Origin of the sequence: Streptomyces sp. NPDC059009 (genome assembly GCF_042740175.1) — a bacterium.
In the GTDB taxonomy this organism is placed as follows: Bacteria; Actinomycetota; Actinomycetes; order Streptomycetales; family Streptomycetaceae; genus Streptomyces.
In genome coordinates, this window is record NZ_JBHYJB010000015.1 from 103,825 (window position 1) to 120,247 (window position 16,423).

A 16,423-nucleotide genomic window follows, 5' to 3' on the forward strand; every position below is an offset into this window, starting at 1 on the left:
GGAGTTCACCCTCGCCCCGCACATCCCGGCCCACCGACCACGGGAGCCCGGCATGGCAACTCGGCAGGACGTGGCACGGCTCGCGGGCACCTCGCCCTCGGTCGTCAGCTACGTGCTCAACAACGGTCCGCGATCCGTCGCCCCGGCCACCCGGGAGCGGGTCCTCGCCGCCGTACGGGAACTCGACTACCGGCCCAACGCGGTGGCCCGCTCGCTGCGGATGAGCCACACGATGACGCTCGGCCTGGTCGTGCCGGACGCCGCGAACCCCTTCTTCGCGGAGCTGGCGCGCGCGTTGGAGGACCACGCCTGGGCGGCCGGTTACACGCTGCTCGTCGGCAACAGCGTGGACGACGCCGGTCGCGAGGCCGGGTACCTGCGCACCTTCGTGGACCGCCAGGTCGACGGCCTCGTGCTCATCCCCTCCCACGGGGACCGGCCCTGGCGCGCCGAGCTGGCCCGCTCCGGGGTGGCCTGCCTGGTCCTCGACCGGGAGCTGGACGGGGTGGACACCTCGCACGTCCTGGTCGACAACGCACGGGGCGCGCAGGAAGCAGTGCGCCACCTGCTCGGGCACGGGCGGCGAAGGATCGGCTGTGTGGCCGGGCCCGTCGGGATCCGGCCGACCGTGGACCGTGTGGCCGGCTGGCGCACGGCGCTCACCGAGGCGGGCTTCACGCCCGGAGAGGACGGCGCAGACGCGGGAGATGGCGGGGACGGCAGCGGGGGCGGCAGGAGCAGGGAGAACAACGGGAGCAGCGGGAGCAGCGACGGGACTGTGGGCCGTCGGGGCGAAGTCCCCCTCGTGCACTGCTCGTTCGGCCGTCTCGCCGGCTACCGCACGGGGCTCGCGCTGCTGGACCGGGACCGGCGCCTGGACGCCCTGTTCGTGACCTCGGACCTGCAGGCCGCGGGGGTGATGCGGGCGGCGACGGAGCTGGGCATCCGGGTCCCGGACGACCTGGCGATCGTCTCCTTCGACGGCATCGCGGCCGCCGCCTACACGAGCCCTGCGCTGTCCACGATGCGTCAGCCCTTCGAGGAGCTCGGGCGGCTCGCGGTGCGGCGGCTGCTGGCCCGTGTCCGGCAGCCGGACCTGGCTCCGACCCGGGACGTGCTGCCGGTGACGCTGCTCGAACGCGGCTCCTGCGGCTGCCCCGACCCGGCGGGCGGCGTACCCGCCGACACCTCTGCGGACGCTTCCACGAAGAGCACCCCCGAAAGGAGTTGCCCCGACTGAGCGCGGGCCGCCCGTACGCCCGCCGACGCACCCACGCAGCAGCGAACACCCGACCGGAAGGCAGTACGCGATGAAGCGCACGACCGTTCCCGCTCCCGTTCCCTCGCCCGCTCCCCTCCCCTCACGCGCTCCCGTCCCCTCACGCGCCCTCCTCTCCTCCCTCGCTCTCGTCCTCGGCGCCGCGACGGTCCTGACCGCGTGCGGCCAGGAAGGCGACGGCGCGGCCGCCGACAAGCCGGGCGACGGCGGCCGGCCCACCGTCTGCCTGGTGATGAAGTCCCTGGGCAATGAGTACTTCCAGGTCATGCAGAAGGGCGCCGAGAAGCACGCGAAGGAGCGCGGCGACCTCGACCTGAAGACCAGCGGCATCCAGAACGAGACCGACATCGACGGCCAGGTCGCCGCCATCAACAAGTGCGTCACCCAACAGGCCGACGCCCTCGTCATCGCGCCCGCCGACTCCCGCGCCCTGGTGGCACCCCTCAAGCGCGCCGAGAAGCAGGGCCTGAAGGTCATCAACATCGACGTGAAGCTCGACGACGGGGCGCTCAAGTCCAACGACATGAAGGTGCCCTTCGTCGGCCCCGACAACAAGGCGGGCGCCCGCCTCTCCGGCGACGTCCTCGCCAAGAAGCTCGGCAAGGGCGCCTCGGTGGTGCTCCTGGAGGGCAGCCCGGGGGCCGACAACGCCCGCGACCGCACCGCAGGGTTCCGCGCCTCGGTCAAGGCCGGAGGGCTGAAGCTCGTCGATTCCAAGACGGCCCACTGGGAGACCGACGAGGCGTACAACATCGTCAGCAACATGCTCACCTCCCACCCCGGCATCAAGGGCGTCCTCGCCTCGAACGACTCGATGGCGCTCGGTGCGCTCAAGGCCATCGACGCCAAGAAGGCGGACGTGAAGGTCGCGTCGTTCGACAACATCGAGGCGATCAGGCCGTACGTGCAGAAGGGCCGGGTCGTCGCGACGGTCGACCAGTACGCGGCGAAGCAGGCCGCCGACGGCATCGACCAGGCCATGAAGGCGGTCAAGGGCGACGAGCCGACGGGCTGGGTGAAGACCGACGTGAAGGTCGTCACCGCCGACGACCTGGGCTGACGGAGGCCCGCCATGACCTCACAGCCGGAACCCGCCGTGACCTCCGAGCGGCAGCCCGTCCTCCGAGTGGCGGGCGTCTCCAAGGCGTTCCCCGGCGTCGTCGCCCTCGACGGGGTCCACCTGGATCTCGTCCCCGGCGAGGTGCACGCCCTGCTCGGCGAGAACGGCGCGGGCAAGTCGACCCTCGTCAAGATCCTCGCGGGCACCCAGGCAGCCGACGCCGGGTCGCTGCGCCTGGGCGGCGAGCCGTACGCGCCCCGCGACGCGGCGGCCGCCATGCGTGCCGGAGTGCAGGTCGTCCACCAGGAACTCAACCTCCTGCCGCACCTGACCGTCGCCGAGAACCTCTTCCTGCAGCATCTGCCGCGCCGCTTCGGCTGGTTCGTCGACCGGCGCACCCTCCACCGCGAGACCGAGCGGCTGCTCGCCGAGGTCGGCCTGGAGACCCGGCCGCAGACGAAGGTGGAGCGGCTCGGCATCGCCCAGATGCAGCTCCTGGAGATCGCCAGGACCCTGCGGCAGGACTGCCGCGTCCTGGTGATGGACGAGCCGACCGCCACGCTCACCCCGCGCGAGAAGGAGAGGCTCTTCGAGCTGCTGCGCGCGCTCACCGCGCGCGGCACCGCGGTCCTGTACATCTCTCACCACCTTGAAGAGGTCTTCGAACTGGCCGACCGCATGACGGTGTTCCGCAACGGCCGCCAAGTGGTCACCAAGGACGTCGCGGGCACGGACACGGCCGAGGTGATCCGTCTGATGGTCGGCCGCGACCTGGCGCAGGAGTACCCGCCGTACGTGGAGCGCGTCCCCGGGCCGGAGCTGCTCCGCGCCGAGGGGCTGCGGCCGCGCGGCGGCGCCCCCGTGTCGTTCGCGCTGCGGGCCGGTGAGGTCGTGGGCGTGGCGGGCCTGGTGGGCTCGGGGCGCACCGAGACCGTGCGGGCGCTGTTCGGCGCCGACCGTCCGGCGGGCGGCCGGGTCCTGGTGCGCGGCCGACCGGTGCGGGTCCGTGGCCCGCGCGACGCCGTGCGCCACGGCATCAGCCTGCTCACGGAGGACCGCAAGGGACAGGGCCTCGTCCTCGACCTGTCGGTGGGCGCGAACGTGTCGCTCGCCGCCACCCGCAAGGTGTCCCGGGGCGGGCTGCTGCGCCGGGGCGAGGAGGACCGGCTCGCCCGCGAGGCGGTGGAGCGGCTCGGCGTGCGAACTCCCGGCGTGCGCACGGCGGTTCGCACCCTGTCCGGCGGCAACCAGCAGAAGGTCGTCCTCGGCCGGTGGCTGCTCGCGGGCACGGACGTCCTCGTGGTCGACGAGCCGACGCGCGGCATCGACGTGGGCGCCCGCTACGAGATCCACAAGGAGTTGGTCGACCTCGCCGCGGACGGCAAGGCGCTCCTGGTCGTCTCCTCGGACCTGTCCGAGCTCATGGGGATCTGCGACCGGATCCTCGTGTTCTCCCGCGGCCGGATCGCGGGCGAGGTGGGCCGCGCCGACTTCGACAGCTCCCGCATCCTGCGCCTCGCCTACTCCGGCTATGTGAAAGGAGTTCGCGCATGACCTCCACCCCCGCCCTGGAACTCAAGGAACCCAAGGACCCCGAGGAGAGGGGCACCGCCGCGTCCCTCACCCGGCAGGCGATGGGCGAGGCCGGGATCGGGGTCGCGCTGCTCGCCCTGGTGGCCGTGTTCACCCTGGCCGCGCCCAAGTTCGCGACGACGGGCAACCTCACCCACATCGCCACCGAGATCACCCTCAACACGATGCTCGCGGTCGGTCTGACCTTCGTCATCCTGGTCGGCGGCATCGATCTGTCGGTGGGCTCGGTGATGGCGCTGTCCGCCGTGGTGGCGGGCGACGTCCTCACGAAGAAGGACCTGTCGGCGCCGGTGGCGGTGGTGCTCGCCGTCCTGGTGTCGGTGGGGGTCGGCATGGTCTGCGGCCTCATCAACGGCTTCGTCTCGGAGACCTGGCGCGTGCCGTCGTTCATCGTCACGCTCGGCATGCTCAATGTCGCCCGCGGCGCCGCCCTCGACTACACGGACGCCAAGACGCAGTACGACTTCCCGAGCGGCTTCAGCCGCTTCGGCACGTCGACGCTGCTCGGTGTGCCCGCCCTGTTCTGGATCGCGCTGGTGATGGTCGCGGTGGGCCATCTGGTGCTCACCCGGACCGTGTTCGGGCGGCTCGTCTTCGCGATCGGCTCGAACGAGGAGGCGGTGCGGCTCTCCGGACACCGCACCTCCGTCGTGAAGGTCGCCGTGTTCGTCATCGCGGGCTTCGCCGTCGGCATCGCCGCGATCACCTACATGGCGCGCCTGAACATCGCCTCGCCGATCCTGGGCGGCGGCTACGAGCTGAGCGCGATCGCGGCCGTGGTGATCGGCGGGGCGTCCCTGTCCGGCGGCAAGGGCTCGATGATCGGCACGCTGCTCGGCGCCTGTCTGCTCGGCGTGCTCACCAACGGCCTTCTCCTGATGGGGGTTTCGGACTTCCAGCGTCAGATGATCACCGGTGGCGTGATCATGGTGGCGGTGGTGGTGGACCATTACCGTGACCTCCTCGCCGCCCGGCTCGGCTGACCGCCCACCAGGCCCGGCCCGGCGCAGCCGACGGCTCCGACAGCCCCCGTGGGCCCGGCCGGGCGCCCCTTCTCGTACACCCGCAGCCCCTGCGACACCCCGAGCGGCACCAGGGCGAGCTCGACGACCAGCGCCTTCCACGCGTAGTAGAGGTTGACGGCCTTGGTGGCGTACACACAGGGGATGTTGGCCAGGACGCCGACCAGGGACAGCCTGCGGCGGCGGGCCGCGTACACGAGCGGTGGTGCGGTCAGCAGCATCTCCGCCCCCGCCCACCAGGCGAGGCTCCCGCCCAGGGTCCGCTCGGTGGTGGCCGCGAGCAGGAAGGGCGTGGCCCACCACAGCGGCGCCGTGACGATCTCGACGAGGGCCAGCAGGATCCACAGCGCCAGCATCGGCTTGGCCGTGAGCGAACGGCCCAGGTGCAGCCGCACGTTCTGGCAGAAGCCCGCCATCCACCGCCACACCTGCTTGCGCAGATAGGTCAGCGTCTCGGGGTCCGCCGCCCAGGCCACCGCGTCGCTGACGTAGAGCGCCCGGCGGCCCGCGAGCTGCTGGGACCAGGTGAAGTCCATGTCCTCGACGATGGTGCGCTCGGGAAAGCCTCCGAAGGCCACCAGGTCCGCGCGGCGGAACACCGAGCAGCAGCCCGAGCACACCAGCGGGCTCCCGGCCGCGTGCTGGATGGGCCGGTGCCAGTGAAAGCCGAACAGGTACTCCACGGACCGGCCCCGCTCCCAGACCGTCCGGGTGTGCCGCGTCTGGACGTTGCCCGCCGCGACGACCACCTCCGGGTCGTCGAAGACCGGCACGACGCGCTCGATGTAGTCCTCCGCCAGGACCGTGTCGGCGTCGACCGCGAGCACCAGCTCCGTGGTGCAGTGCGGCAGGGCGTAGTTCTGTGCTCGGGCCTTGCTGCCGAGGTTCGCCGGTGGCTGCAGCACCGTCGCCCCGTACGCCGCGGCCACCTCTCCCGTGCGGTCGGTGGAGGCGTCATCGACCACGAACACGCGGGCCGGCGCGACCGTCTGCCGCGCGAGCGAGGCGAGGGTCGCCGGGAGCCCCTCCTCCTCGTTGTGCGCGGGCACGATGACCGTGACGCCGCGCCGACCGCCCGTACCGGAATCCCCCGCCGCGCCCGCGCCAAGCTTCAGCGCCGACCCCGCGCCCACGCCCAGCTTCAGCCCTGTCCCCGCGCCCATACCCATACCGAACTCCCCCGATCTTCCGCACCGCGCCCACCCCGAGCACGATCAGTCCCACCACGCCGTAGACCAGCGTGCTGATGCCGATGAACGGCAGTCCTCCGTGCATCCCGCCCTCCCCGTGATCCATCGACAGATCACGCTAGAGGAATCGGGCACGCGACATCCGGAGCCGGACATTCCTGTGGATAACTCGGCATCAGTGCAGGCAGCGAGGTCGCGGAATCAGCGGCGGTCAGCTGCGGCCTGCTGCGGCCTGCTGCGGCCTGCTGCGGCCTGCTGCGGTCAACAGCGGTCAGCGGCGACCTGCGACGGTCAGCCACAATCCTCCCAATAGGCCCGCCGCAGCGCCGACTTGGCCAGCTTGCCCGTCGGCGTGCGCGGCAGCTCCGCCGCGAAGTCCACCGACCGCGGCGCCTTGTAGTGCGCGATCCTCCCGCGCACGAACTCGATCAGCTCACGCCCCAGCTCGGGGCCCGCGGCCACGCCGTCCTCGACGCGCACCACCGCCTTGACCGCCTCCCCCAGCTCCGGGTCCGGCACCCCGATCACCGCGACGTCCGCCACCGCGGGGTGCAGCACGAGGCAGTCCTCGGCCTCCTGCGGATAGACGTTCACGCCGCCCGAGATGATCGTGAAGGCCCTGCGGTCGGTGAGGAAGAGGTAGCCGTCCTCGTCGACGTGGCCGATGTCGCCGGTCGTGGTCCAGTTGGGGTGGTCGGGGTGCTGGGCCTGCCGGGTGCGGTCCTCGTCGCCGTGGTAGCGGAACGGGAGTTCCTCGCGCTCGAAGTAGACCGTGCCCGTCTCGCCGACGGCCAGTTCCTTGCCGTCCTCGTCGCAGACGTGCAGCTCACCGAGGAGCCCGGCGCGCCCCACCGAGCCGGGCTTGCGCAGCCATTCGTCCGGGTCGATGAAGGTGATCCCGTTGCCTTCGGTCGAGGAGTAGTACTCGTACAGGATCGGCCCCCACCACTCCATCATCCGCTGCTTGACCTCGGCGGCGCAGGGCGCGGCCGCGTGGATGGCCACCCGCATCGACGCCAGGTCGTGCCGCGCCCGCACGGCGTCGGGCAGCTTCAGCATCCGTACGAACATGGTCGGCACCCACTGGCTGTGCGTCACGCGGTGCCGCTCGATCGCGGCGAGGGCGCCCGCCGCCTCGAAGGAGTCCATGAGCACGACGGTCCCGCCGGTCGCGGTGACCGTCCCGCAGAAGCGCAGCGGCGCCGCGTGGTAGAGGGGTGCGGGGCAGAGGTAGACGGTCTCCTCGTCGAAGCCGTACATCGCCTTGAACAGGGGGGTGTACGCGGTCGGTTGCTCGCGCACGTCGCCGTCGGGCAGCTTCGGCTTGATGCCCTTGGGGCGGCCGGTGGTGCCGGAGGAGTACAGCATGTCGGCGCCGAGCGGCTGGTGCGCCGGAGGTTCCGCGGACGCGGCGGCCAGGGCCGCGTCATAGGTCCCGTCGTCGAAGCAGAGGCGTTCCGCGACGGGCGCCACCTCCTGTACACGGGAGGCGAGTTCACCGAGCGAGCCCGAGTAGACCAGGGCGTCGGCGCCGCAGTCCCGGACGATGTACGCGGCCTCGTCGGCGGTCAGGTGGTGGTTGACGGCCGTGAGGTAGAGGCCCGAGCGCAGCGCCGCCCAGTAGACCTCCATGACCCGGGGGTGGTTGTCGGAGAGGAGGGCGAGGTGGTCGCCCCTGCGCAGCCCCGCGGCCCGCAGATGGTCCGCGAGCCGCAGGGAGTTCTCTTCGAGGTGTCCGTAGGTGAGGGTCCGGCCGCCGTCGGCGGTGACGACGGCCGGGGTGGCGGGGTCGTACGCTCCGGGATACATGGCGGGACCGTACACCTAGGATGTGACGCCACGTCAGAGTGCGTACGGCCCCGGCCCCCTGGCTACCGGCCGACCTTCCGCGTGGCCCGCAGCCACTCCTTGTTCATCGCCGCGATGGACGGCAGCGGGATCCCCTTCGGGCAGGCCGTCGCGCACTCGCCGGTGAGCGTGCAGCCGCCGAAGCCCTCCTCGTCCATCTGCGCCACCATGTCGAGGACGCGGGTCTCGCGCTCGGGTGCGCCCTGCGGCAGCACGTTCAGGTGGTTGACCTTGGCCGAAGTGAACAGCATGGCCGAGCCGTTGGGGCAGGCCGCGACGCAGGCGCCGCAGCCGATGCACTCGGCGTGCTCGAAGGCGAAGTCCGCGTCCGGCTTCGGCACGGGTGTGGCGTGCGCCTCGGGCGCGGCGCCCGTCGGGGCGCTGATGTAGCCGCCGGACTGGATGATCCGGTCGAAGGCCGAGCGATCGACGACCAGGTCCTTGATGACCGGGAAGGCGGCGGCCCGCCACGGCTCGATGTCGATCGTGTCGCCGTCCTGGAAGGAGCGCATGTGGAGCTGGCAGGTGGTGGTGCGCTCGGGTCCGTGGGCGTCGCCGTTGATCACCAACGAGCAGGCGCCGCAGATGCCTTCGCGGCAGTCGTGGTCGAAGGCGACGGGGTCCTCACCCTTGACGATGAGCTCTTCATTGAGCGTGTCGAGCATCTCCAGGAAGGACATGTCGGAGGAGATGCCGTCCACTTCGTACGTGGACATGGCGCCTTCCGCCTCGGTGGTGCGCTGTCGCCAGACGCGCAGGGTGAGCTTCATGCGTAGCTCCGCTGAGTGGGGTGGACGTACTCGAAGACGAGGTCTTCTTTATGAAGGACCGGGGCATCGCCGGTCTCGGTGAACTCCCAGGCGGCCGCGTAGCCGAACTCGTCGTCCTTGCGGGCCGCTTCGCCGTCCGGCGTCTGGGACTCCTCGCGGAAGTGGCCGCCGCAGGACTCGGCGCGGTGCAGGGCATCGAGGCACATGAGCTCGGCGAGCTCCAGGTAGTCGACGATCCGGTTGGCCTTCTCCAGCGACTGGTTGAACTCCTCGCCCACGCCGGGGACCTTGATGCGGCGCCAGAACTCCTCGCGGATCTGCGGGATCCGCTCCAGGGCCTTGCGCAGCCCCGCGTCGGTGCGGGCCATGCCGCAGAACTCCCACATGAGCTCGCCCAGTTCGCGGTGGAAGGAGTCCGGCGTGCGGTCGCCGTCGACGGCGAGGAGCAGTTGCAGCCGGTCCTCGGTCTCGGCCAGCACCTCGCGCACGACGGGGTGTTCGTCGTCCACCGCGTCCTGATGGGGGTGGCGGGCCAGGTAGTCGTTGATGGTGGACGGCAGTACGAAGTAGCCGTCGGCGAGGCCCTGCATGAGCGCGGACGCTCCCAGCCGGTTGGCGCCGTGGTCGGAGAAGTTGGCCTCTCCGATGGCGAACAGGCCGGGGATGGTGGTCTGCAGGTCGTAGTCGACCCAGAGGCCGCCCATCGTGTAGTGCACGGCGGGGTAGATCCGCATCGGCACCTCGTACGGGTTCTCCGCGGTGATCCGCTCGTACATGTCGAAGAGGTTGCCGTACTTCTCCTCGACCTTGTCGCGGCCCATGCGCCGGACGGCGTCGGCGAAGTCGAGGTAGACGCCCTGCCCGCCGGGTCCGACGCCGCGCCCCTCGTCGCACACGTTCTTCGCGGCGCGCGAGGCGATGTCGCGAGGGACCAGGTTGCCGAAGGACGGGTAGATGCGCTCCAGGTAGTAGTCGCGCTCGTCCTCGGGGATCTCGCCCGCGGGCCGGGTGTCGCCCTTGGCCTTGGGCACCCAGATCCGGCCGTCGTTGCGCAGCGACTCGCTCATCAGGGTCAGCTTCGACTGGTGGTCGCCGGTGCGCGGGATGCAGGTGGGGTGGATCTGCGTGAAGCAGGGGTTGGCGAAGTAGGCGCCGCGCCGGTGGGCGCGCCACACCGCGGTGGCGTTGGAGTTCATGGCGTTCGTCGACAGGTAGAAGACGTTGCCGTAGCCCCCGGAGGCGAGCACGACCGCGTCCGCGAAGTACGTGTCGATCTTGCCCGTCACCAGGTCGCGGGCGACGATGCCCCGCGCGCGTCCCTCGACGACGATGACGTCCAGCATCTCCGTACGGGGGTGCATCTCCACGTTCCCGGCGGCGATCTGCCGCGAGAGGGCCTGGTAGGCGCCGAGGAGCAGCTGCTGTCCCGTCTGCCCGCGCGCGTAGAAGGTGCGCGACACCTGGACGCCGCCGAAGGACCGGGTGTCCAGCAGTCCGCCGTACTCGCGCGCGAAGGGCACGCCCTGCGCCACGCACTGGTCGATGATCTCGACGGAGATCTGTGCGAGCCGGTGGACGTTGGACTCGCGGGCCCTGAAGTCCCCGCCCTTCACGGTGTCGTAGAACAGCCGGTGGATGGAATCCCCGTCGTTCCGGTAGTTCTTGGCGGCGTTGATGCCGCCCTGCGCGGCGATGGAGTGGGCGCGGCGCGGCGAGTCCTGGTAGCAGAACTGCACGACGTGGTAGCCCTGTTCGGCGAGCGTCGCGCCCGCGCTGCCGCCCGCGAGGCCGGTGCCGACCACGATGACGGTGTGCTTGCGGCGGTTGGCGGGGTTGACCAGCTTCGCCTGGAAGCGGCGGGTGTCCCAGCGCTCGGCGACCGGGCCGCTCGGGGCCTTGTGGTCGACGACGGGCTCGCCGCTCGTGTACTCGACGTAGGAACTCATGGGTCAGCTCACCACTCCGGTCATGACGGCCACGGGGACGATGACGAAGCCCGCCGTCAGCACCAGGGCGACGCCGTTTGCAAGGGGCTTGAGGACGCGGTTGCGGGTCGCGGTGCCGGCTCCGAGGGTCTGCGCGGCGGCCCACAGGCCGTGCCGGACGTGGAGGCCGAGCGCGAGCATCGCGATGATGTAGATGACGTTGCCGTACCAGGTGGAGAAGGTGTCGATCACATTCTGGTACGGGTGCAGGTGCTGGTATCCGTCCGGGTGCACCGTGCCCGTCGTCAGGTCGAGGATGTGCCAGACGATGAAGAGGCCGAGGATGACGCCGCCCCAGCGCATGGTGCGCGTCGCGAAGCTCGCCGCGGCCTTCTTGTGTACGTACTGCGTCGGGCGGGCCTTGATGTCGCGGCGGCTCAGCTGGTACGCGGAGACGGCGTGCGCCACGACGGCGAGGACGAGCCCGGCGCGCAGCACCCAGAGCGTCCACTCGTAGTGCATGACCGGCTCGCCGATGGTGCGCAGCCAGCGCGCGTAGTGGTTGAACTCCCCCGGGCCGAAGAAGATCTTGAGGTTCCCGACCATGTGCGCCACGAGGAAGGCCAGCATCATCAGGCCGCTCACCGCCATGACGGTCTTCTTGCCGATGGTGGAGTCCCACAGGACGCGCATCAGGGACGGCTGCCTGCCCGGCCGGCCGCCGCCCGCCCCCTTGCCCGTCTTCCCGGTACCGGGTTTCGGACGTGCGTCCGCCGGTTTGTCCGTCCGCGTTGCCAGAGCCATGCCAGGAACGCTACGGCCGAAAGTCCCGATCGGTCCAAGACATGGATCAGCTCATCTCAATAGCGAACGCCTATCGACCGACGTACCCTGGCGTTCATGCAGTTCCAGCAGCTCCTCTACTTCGTCGCCGTCGCCGAGACCCGGCACTTCACCCGCGCCGCCGAGCAGGTGCACGTCTCGCAGCCCTCCCTCTCCCAGCAGGTCCGGGCCCTGGAGAGCGAGCTGGGCGCGGAGCTGTTCAGCCGGGCCCGCGGCAACATCGCGCTCACCGACGCGGGCGAGGCCCTCCTCCCGCTGGCCCGCCGCATCCTCGCGGACGCCGACACCGCCCGCATCGAGGTGCAGGAGCTGGCCCAGCTGCGCCGGGGCCGCATCCGCCTGGGCGCGACCCCGAGCGTCTGCACGGGTCTGCTGCCCGAGGTGCTGCGCTCCTTCCACGACCGCCACCCCGGCATCCAACTCCTCCTGGAGGAGGGCGGTTCCCACGATCTCGTACGTCAACTCGCGCGCGGCGCCCTGGACCTGGCCCTCGTCGTACTGCCCCTGCCGAGCCCGTCCCCGGCCCTGACGACGGTGGAGCTGCTGCGCGAGGACCTGGTCGTGGTGGCGTCTGCGGACGCGCCGCCCCTCGGCAAGCGGGTGCGGGTGGCCGACCTGGAGGGCGAGCGCCTCGTGATGTTCCGGCACGGCTACGACCTGCGCGAACTGACCGTCGCCGCATGCCGCGCCGAGGGTTTCGAGCCCGAATTCGCCGTGGAGGGCGGGGAGATGGACGCGGTCCTCGGTTTCGTACGAGCAGGGCTCGGTGTCGCCGTCGTCCCGCGCATGGTGGCCGAGCGGGCGGGCAGCGACTTGCGGGTCGCTCCGCTGGGGCGCCCCGGGCTGCACCGGACCATCGCGCTGGCGCACCGCAGTGACGTGGCGCCGCCTCGCGCTGCGCGGGAGCTGCAGAAGTTGTTGCGGTCCCGTTAGGGGCACCCTCTCGGTGAGCTGACCTCACGGGGGCTCCACCCCCGGAACCCCACGTCGCCGCTCCGCGGCTCGTCCTCAAGCGCCGGACGGGCTGACATTCCCGCGCTGCCCCGAGTCCGGCTGCCGCCCCGTCAGGCAGTACACGCCACCCGCCGGGTCCCTCATCACGATCCAGTGCGCCCCCTCCGCCACCGAGCTCGCCCCCAGTTCCTCATGCCACCGGCGACACGCCTCGCGGTCCGAACACGCCACGTCCACATGGGCGTTGACGGGCCCCTCCTCCTCCAGCCGCTGCACCAGGATCTGTACGGGAAGCTCTGCCGGGGACCGGACGACGTGGAATTCGGGCCTCGAACCCGGCACCGATTCCCAGCCGGTGAACGCCGACCAGAAGGACACCTCCGCCTCGAAGCGCGACGGGGCCGCGTCCACGCACACCTGGTCGAGGCGGCTCCGGTCGCCGGCCGGACCCGTCACCGGAGCAGGCCGGGTCTTCTCGCTCTCCCACGGGACCAGGCAGAACCCGTGCCCGGCGGGTGAGCGCAGCACCTCCAGGCCCTCCTCCGCGAACACGGGAGTGGCCCCCAGCTCGCGGGCCCGGCGCGCCGCGGCGGCCACGTCGTCCACCGCGAAGTCCAGGTGCGCCCCGCCCGCGCCCTCCACCGCCTGGGCCTTCACGAAGGCGTCGGCGCCCGCGGCGTGCGGCAGGAGCGTCGTGAACTGGCCCCATTCGCCGCGGAGTTCGGAGCGCTCCGTGTCCGTGACCGCCGACCAGAAGTCGACCGCCCGCGCGAAGCCCGCGACGGGGCGGTCGACGAACGCGTACACCCAGCGGATGCCACGGCTCATGGCGTGCTCACCGTCCATGACTCCCTCATCCCGTGGCGTCCACGAGCGCCAGCTGGTGGAGCCGGTCCGGCGGGCCCGGGCGGGCGTAGTACCAGCCCTGGGCCGTGTCGCAGCCCAACTCCCGCAGCTGGTCGGCCTGTGCGCCCGTCTCGACGCCCTCGACCGTGACCGCGAGGTCCAGGCTGTGGGCGAGCGAGACGATCCCCTCGACGATCTTCAGGTCCGTGGGGTCGGCCGGGTAGTGCTGCATGCCCTGGGTGAAGGAGCGGTCCAGCTTGAGGACGCTCACGGGCAGGCGGCGCAGGTTGGCGAGGTTCGAGTAGCCGGTGCCGAAGTCGTCGAGGGCGATGTCCACGCCCATCTCGGCGAGCCTGCGCAGCGGTTTGAGCAGGTCGTCGTCGGCGCCGATGAGCGCGGACTCGGTGACCTCCAGGCACAGGGCGCCGGGCTCCAGGCCGTTGCGCTCCAGGATCTCCACGGTGTCGGAGACCAGACCGGGGTGGGTGAGCTGGCACGGCGAGAGGTTCACATTGACGCGCAGCGGGCCCGCGTCGGCGTGCCGGGCCTCCCAGGTGCGGGCCTGGCGCACGGACTCCTCCAGGACCCAGCGGCCGAGCGGCACGATCAGACCGGTGTGCTCGGCGAGCGGGATGAACCGGTCCGGGCCGATCACACCGTGCTGCGGGTGCAGCCACCGCACGAGCGCCTCGGCACCGCGCACGCTGCCGTCACCGAGGCGTACCAGGGGCTGGTACTCGATGAAGAACTCGCCGCGCTCCAGGGCGGCGGGCAGCGCCGTGGTCAGGCCGTGCCGCGTGATCGCACGGGCGTCGGCCTCGGGGTCGGCGAGCTCGTAGCGGTTGCCGCCCGCGGACTTGGCGCGGTACATGGTGATGTCGGCGCTGCGCAGCACCTCGGCCGCGCCCCGCTCACCGGCCGGTCCCTCCACTATGCCGATGCTGCCGCGCACGGTCAGCTCACGGCCGTCGACACGGATCGGCGTGGTCAGGGCGTTCATGATGCGCCCGGCGAGCTCGTCCACCTCGGTCTCGGTGTCGGGCCCGGTGGTCAGCGCCACGAACTCGTCGCCGCCGAGCCGGGCGACCATCTCGCCGGGGGCGGTGGCGCAGGACTGGAGACGGTCCGCGACCTCCACCAGGAGCCGGTCACCGGCCGCGTGCCCGAGGCTGTCGTTGATGGTCTTGAAGCCGTCGAGATCGAGGTAGCAGAGCCCGAACCGGGCGTCCTGGCCGGCCGCGAGGGCCTTCTCCAGGCGCTCGAAGAACAGCGTCCGGTTGGGCAGCCCGGTGAGCGCGTCGTGCGTGGCCTCGTAGCGGAGGCGGAGGTTGAGCAGCCGCCGCTCGGTGGTGTCCTCCATGAGCGCCAGCTGGTACTGCGGAAGCCCGTCGGCGTCGCGGAGCAGCGAGACGGTCAGGTTGGTCCACAGGACGGTGCCGTCGGGCCGGTAGAAGGCTTTCTCCACGCGGTAGTGCTCGCGCTCGCCGCGCACCAGTTCCTCGTACAGGCGCCAGACGTGCGGCGAGTCGTCGGGGTGCGTCCAGGTGAGGACGTTGCGGCCGCGCAGCTGGTGCTCCAGGCCGCCGAACATCCCCACGAGCGCGTCGTTGACCTCGAGGACCGTGCCGTCCAGGTCGGCGATGCCGATGCCGATCGCGGCGCCGTGGAAGACCGCGCGGAAGCGGGCCTCGCTCGCGTGCAGGGCCTCGGCGACGGCGCTGCGGGCGGAGAGCGCAGCGCGGGATATGGCCTCCTGCTCGGCGAGGGTGCGCTCGCGCAGCGCCCCCGCGAAGCCCGCGGCCATGGCGTGCTGGAGCCGCGCACTGCGGGCGCGCAGCTCCTCCTGGTCGCCGTCGCCGCCGCAATACAGGACGAGGTAGGCGTCCACGCAGTCGAGGCTGCGGCTGAGTGCCTCCGGGTCGGTGCAGTGCGTGCCGATGAGCGCGGCGCCGACGCCCTGTCCCTCAGCCGTCGCCGTGTTGATGGACGCGTCGTGCAGCGCGTCGCTCAACCGCCGTGCGAGCGGCACCAGTTGCTGCTCGAACTCGGGGCGGGTCAGCGACGTCGCGGTCACCGGGTAGATCGCCCGGCTCCAGATCGTCGCGAACCTGCGCAGTCTGTCCTCCGGCCCGTCCGGCTCCCGGTTCATGCCGCGCGCCCCACACCTGCGTAACCGGAGAAGGCATAAGGATCCTCCTCCTGGGGAGCGGTGTCGGGCCGCCACTGCGGCATCGGCACGAGCCCGGGTTCCACCATGTCGTATCCCTCGAAGAACCGCGCGATCTCCTCGCGCGAGCGCATGATCAGCGGATTGCGGATGTCTCGGTAGACGTCGACTGCTTTTCCTGCCTGCTCCTGGGGGATGGGAATTCCTTCGTACGAGGCGTGTGTCAGGGCGATGAGGCTGCCGGGCGCGAGGGCGTCCCGCAGTTCGGCAACCGCGGCGTAAGGATCGTACGCGTCCTCCACGAAGTGCAGGACGGCGACGAGGAGCAGAGCGACCGGCCGGTCCAGGTCAAGTAGAGCGTCTACTTCAGAACTTCCCAGGATGTCCTGGGGTTTACGCAGATCGGCGGCAACGATTCCGGATTGTTCGTCGTCCTCGAGGACCTCGCGGCTGTGCGCGACGGCCACCGGGTCGTGGTCGACGTAGACGACGCGGGCCTCGGGAGCGGCCTCCCGCGCGATCTCGTGCACCGAGCCGAAGGTGGGGATTCCGGCCCCGATGTCGAGGAACTGGGTGACGCCCTCGGCCACGGCGTGGCGCACGGCCCGGCGCATGAACGCCCGGTGCGCCTGCATGACCTTGGGGAGTCCCGGCATGAACTCCATGACCCGCCGGGCCGCCGCCCGGTCCACCTCGAAGTTGTGGGAGCCGCCCAGGTAGTAGTCGTGCATGCGGGACACGCTGGGGCTGGTGATGTCGATGCCCTGCGGGGCCCAGGCAGGACGCACCATCGATTCTCCAAGACGTAGGCGTAGGCGAGCCGGTGTTCGAGCTGAGGCTACTGATCGTCCGCCAGCGGAGCGAGCCAAAACGGAAATTGGCCGTCCGTTCTCGGTCACTGCCTTTGGCAAGTGCCGAAAACGGAC

13 protein-coding genes are annotated in these 16,423 nt (G+C 71.2%); 5 read left to right on the forward strand and 8 right to left on the reverse strand.

What is annotated here, in order from left to right:
- Positions 1-52 precede the first annotated feature (52 nt).
- The 4 genes from ACFWYM_RS17340 to ACFWYM_RS17355 all read left to right on the forward strand — a co-directional run bounded on the left by ACFWYM_RS17340 (position 53) and on the right by ACFWYM_RS17355 (position 4,915).
- Entirely contained in the window at positions 53-1,240 is a 1,188-nt protein-coding gene (locus ACFWYM_RS17340; protein WP_384836958.1) for a LacI family DNA-binding transcriptional regulator, read from the forward strand.
- A gap of 70 nt (positions 1,241-1,310) precedes the next feature.
- A complete protein-coding gene (locus ACFWYM_RS17345) occupies positions 1,311-2,339 on the forward strand; it encodes a sugar ABC transporter substrate-binding protein (RefSeq protein ID WP_384836961.1) in 1,029 nt (342 codons plus the stop codon).
- Between the two features lie 12 nt (positions 2,340-2,351).
- On the forward strand, positions 2,352-3,893 hold the full coding sequence (locus ACFWYM_RS17350; protein WP_384836964.1) for a sugar ABC transporter ATP-binding protein: 1,542 nt from the start codon (positions 2,352-2,354) through the stop codon (positions 3,891-3,893).
- Complete coding sequence (locus ACFWYM_RS17355; protein WP_384836967.1) at positions 3,890-4,915, forward strand: ABC transporter permease; 1,026 nt, start codon at positions 3,890-3,892, stop codon at positions 4,913-4,915. Before ACFWYM_RS17350 ends, ACFWYM_RS17355 begins: the two co-directional genes overlap by 4 nt.
- Here the strand turns inward: ACFWYM_RS17355 and ACFWYM_RS17360 are convergent.
- The 5 genes from ACFWYM_RS17360 to ACFWYM_RS17380 all read right to left on the reverse strand — a co-directional run bounded on the left by ACFWYM_RS17360 (position 4,882) and on the right by ACFWYM_RS17380 (position 11,383).
- Entirely contained in the window at positions 4,882-6,117 is a 1,236-nt protein-coding gene (locus ACFWYM_RS17360) for a glycosyltransferase family 2 protein (protein WP_384836970.1), read from the reverse strand. The genes ACFWYM_RS17355 and ACFWYM_RS17360 overlap by 34 nt on opposite strands.
- Positions 6,118-6,435: 318 nt before the next feature.
- Positions 6,436-7,953, reverse strand: coding sequence for an acyl-CoA synthetase (locus ACFWYM_RS17365; protein WP_384836973.1), 1,518 nt, complete (start codon positions 7,951-7,953; stop codon positions 6,436-6,438).
- Positions 7,954-8,015: 62 nt separating this feature from the next.
- Positions 8,016-8,762: a succinate dehydrogenase/fumarate reductase iron-sulfur subunit gene (locus ACFWYM_RS17370; protein ID WP_384836976.1), complete on the reverse strand. Its 747-nt coding sequence runs from the start codon at positions 8,760-8,762 to the stop codon at positions 8,016-8,018.
- Positions 8,759-10,708 carry a fumarate reductase/succinate dehydrogenase flavoprotein subunit gene (locus ACFWYM_RS17375; RefSeq protein ID WP_384836979.1) on the reverse strand — a complete coding sequence of 650 codons (1,950 nt, stop codon included), beginning with the start codon at positions 10,706-10,708 and terminating at the stop codon, positions 8,759-8,761. The genes ACFWYM_RS17370 and ACFWYM_RS17375 overlap by 4 nt, the downstream gene beginning before the upstream one ends.
- 3 nt (positions 10,709-10,711) lie before the next feature.
- Positions 10,712-11,383, reverse strand: coding sequence for a succinate dehydrogenase (locus ACFWYM_RS17380; protein WP_384837149.1), 672 nt, complete (start codon positions 11,381-11,383; stop codon positions 10,712-10,714).
- Positions 11,384-11,587: 204 nt separating this feature from the next.
- Here ACFWYM_RS17380 and ACFWYM_RS17385 point away from each other — a divergent pair, with 204 nt between their 5' ends.
- On the forward strand, positions 11,588-12,463 hold the full coding sequence (locus ACFWYM_RS17385; RefSeq protein ID WP_384836982.1) for a LysR family transcriptional regulator: 876 nt from the start codon (positions 11,588-11,590) through the stop codon (positions 12,461-12,463).
- Positions 12,464-12,538: 75 nt separating this feature from the next.
- Here ACFWYM_RS17385 and ACFWYM_RS17390 read toward each other — a convergent pair whose 3' ends face one another.
- From ACFWYM_RS17390 to ACFWYM_RS17400, 3 genes are read right to left on the reverse strand one after another with little or no spacing between them, the layout of a single operon-like run.
- Positions 12,539-13,330 carry a VOC family protein gene (locus ACFWYM_RS17390; RefSeq protein ID WP_384836985.1) on the reverse strand — a complete coding sequence of 264 codons (792 nt, stop codon included), beginning with the start codon at positions 13,328-13,330 and terminating at the stop codon, positions 12,539-12,541.
- 7 nt (positions 13,331-13,337) lie between these two features.
- Positions 13,338-15,479, reverse strand: a complete 2,142-nt coding sequence (locus ACFWYM_RS17395) for a putative bifunctional diguanylate cyclase/phosphodiesterase (RefSeq protein WP_384836988.1) — start codon at positions 15,477-15,479, stop codon at positions 13,338-13,340.
- Positions 15,476-16,288 carry an SAM-dependent methyltransferase gene (locus tag ACFWYM_RS17400; RefSeq protein ID WP_384836991.1) on the reverse strand — a complete coding sequence of 271 codons (813 nt, stop codon included), beginning with the start codon at positions 16,286-16,288 and terminating at the stop codon, positions 15,476-15,478. The genes ACFWYM_RS17395 and ACFWYM_RS17400 overlap by 4 nt, the downstream gene beginning before the upstream one ends.
- Positions 16,289-16,423: the final 135 nt, after the last annotated feature.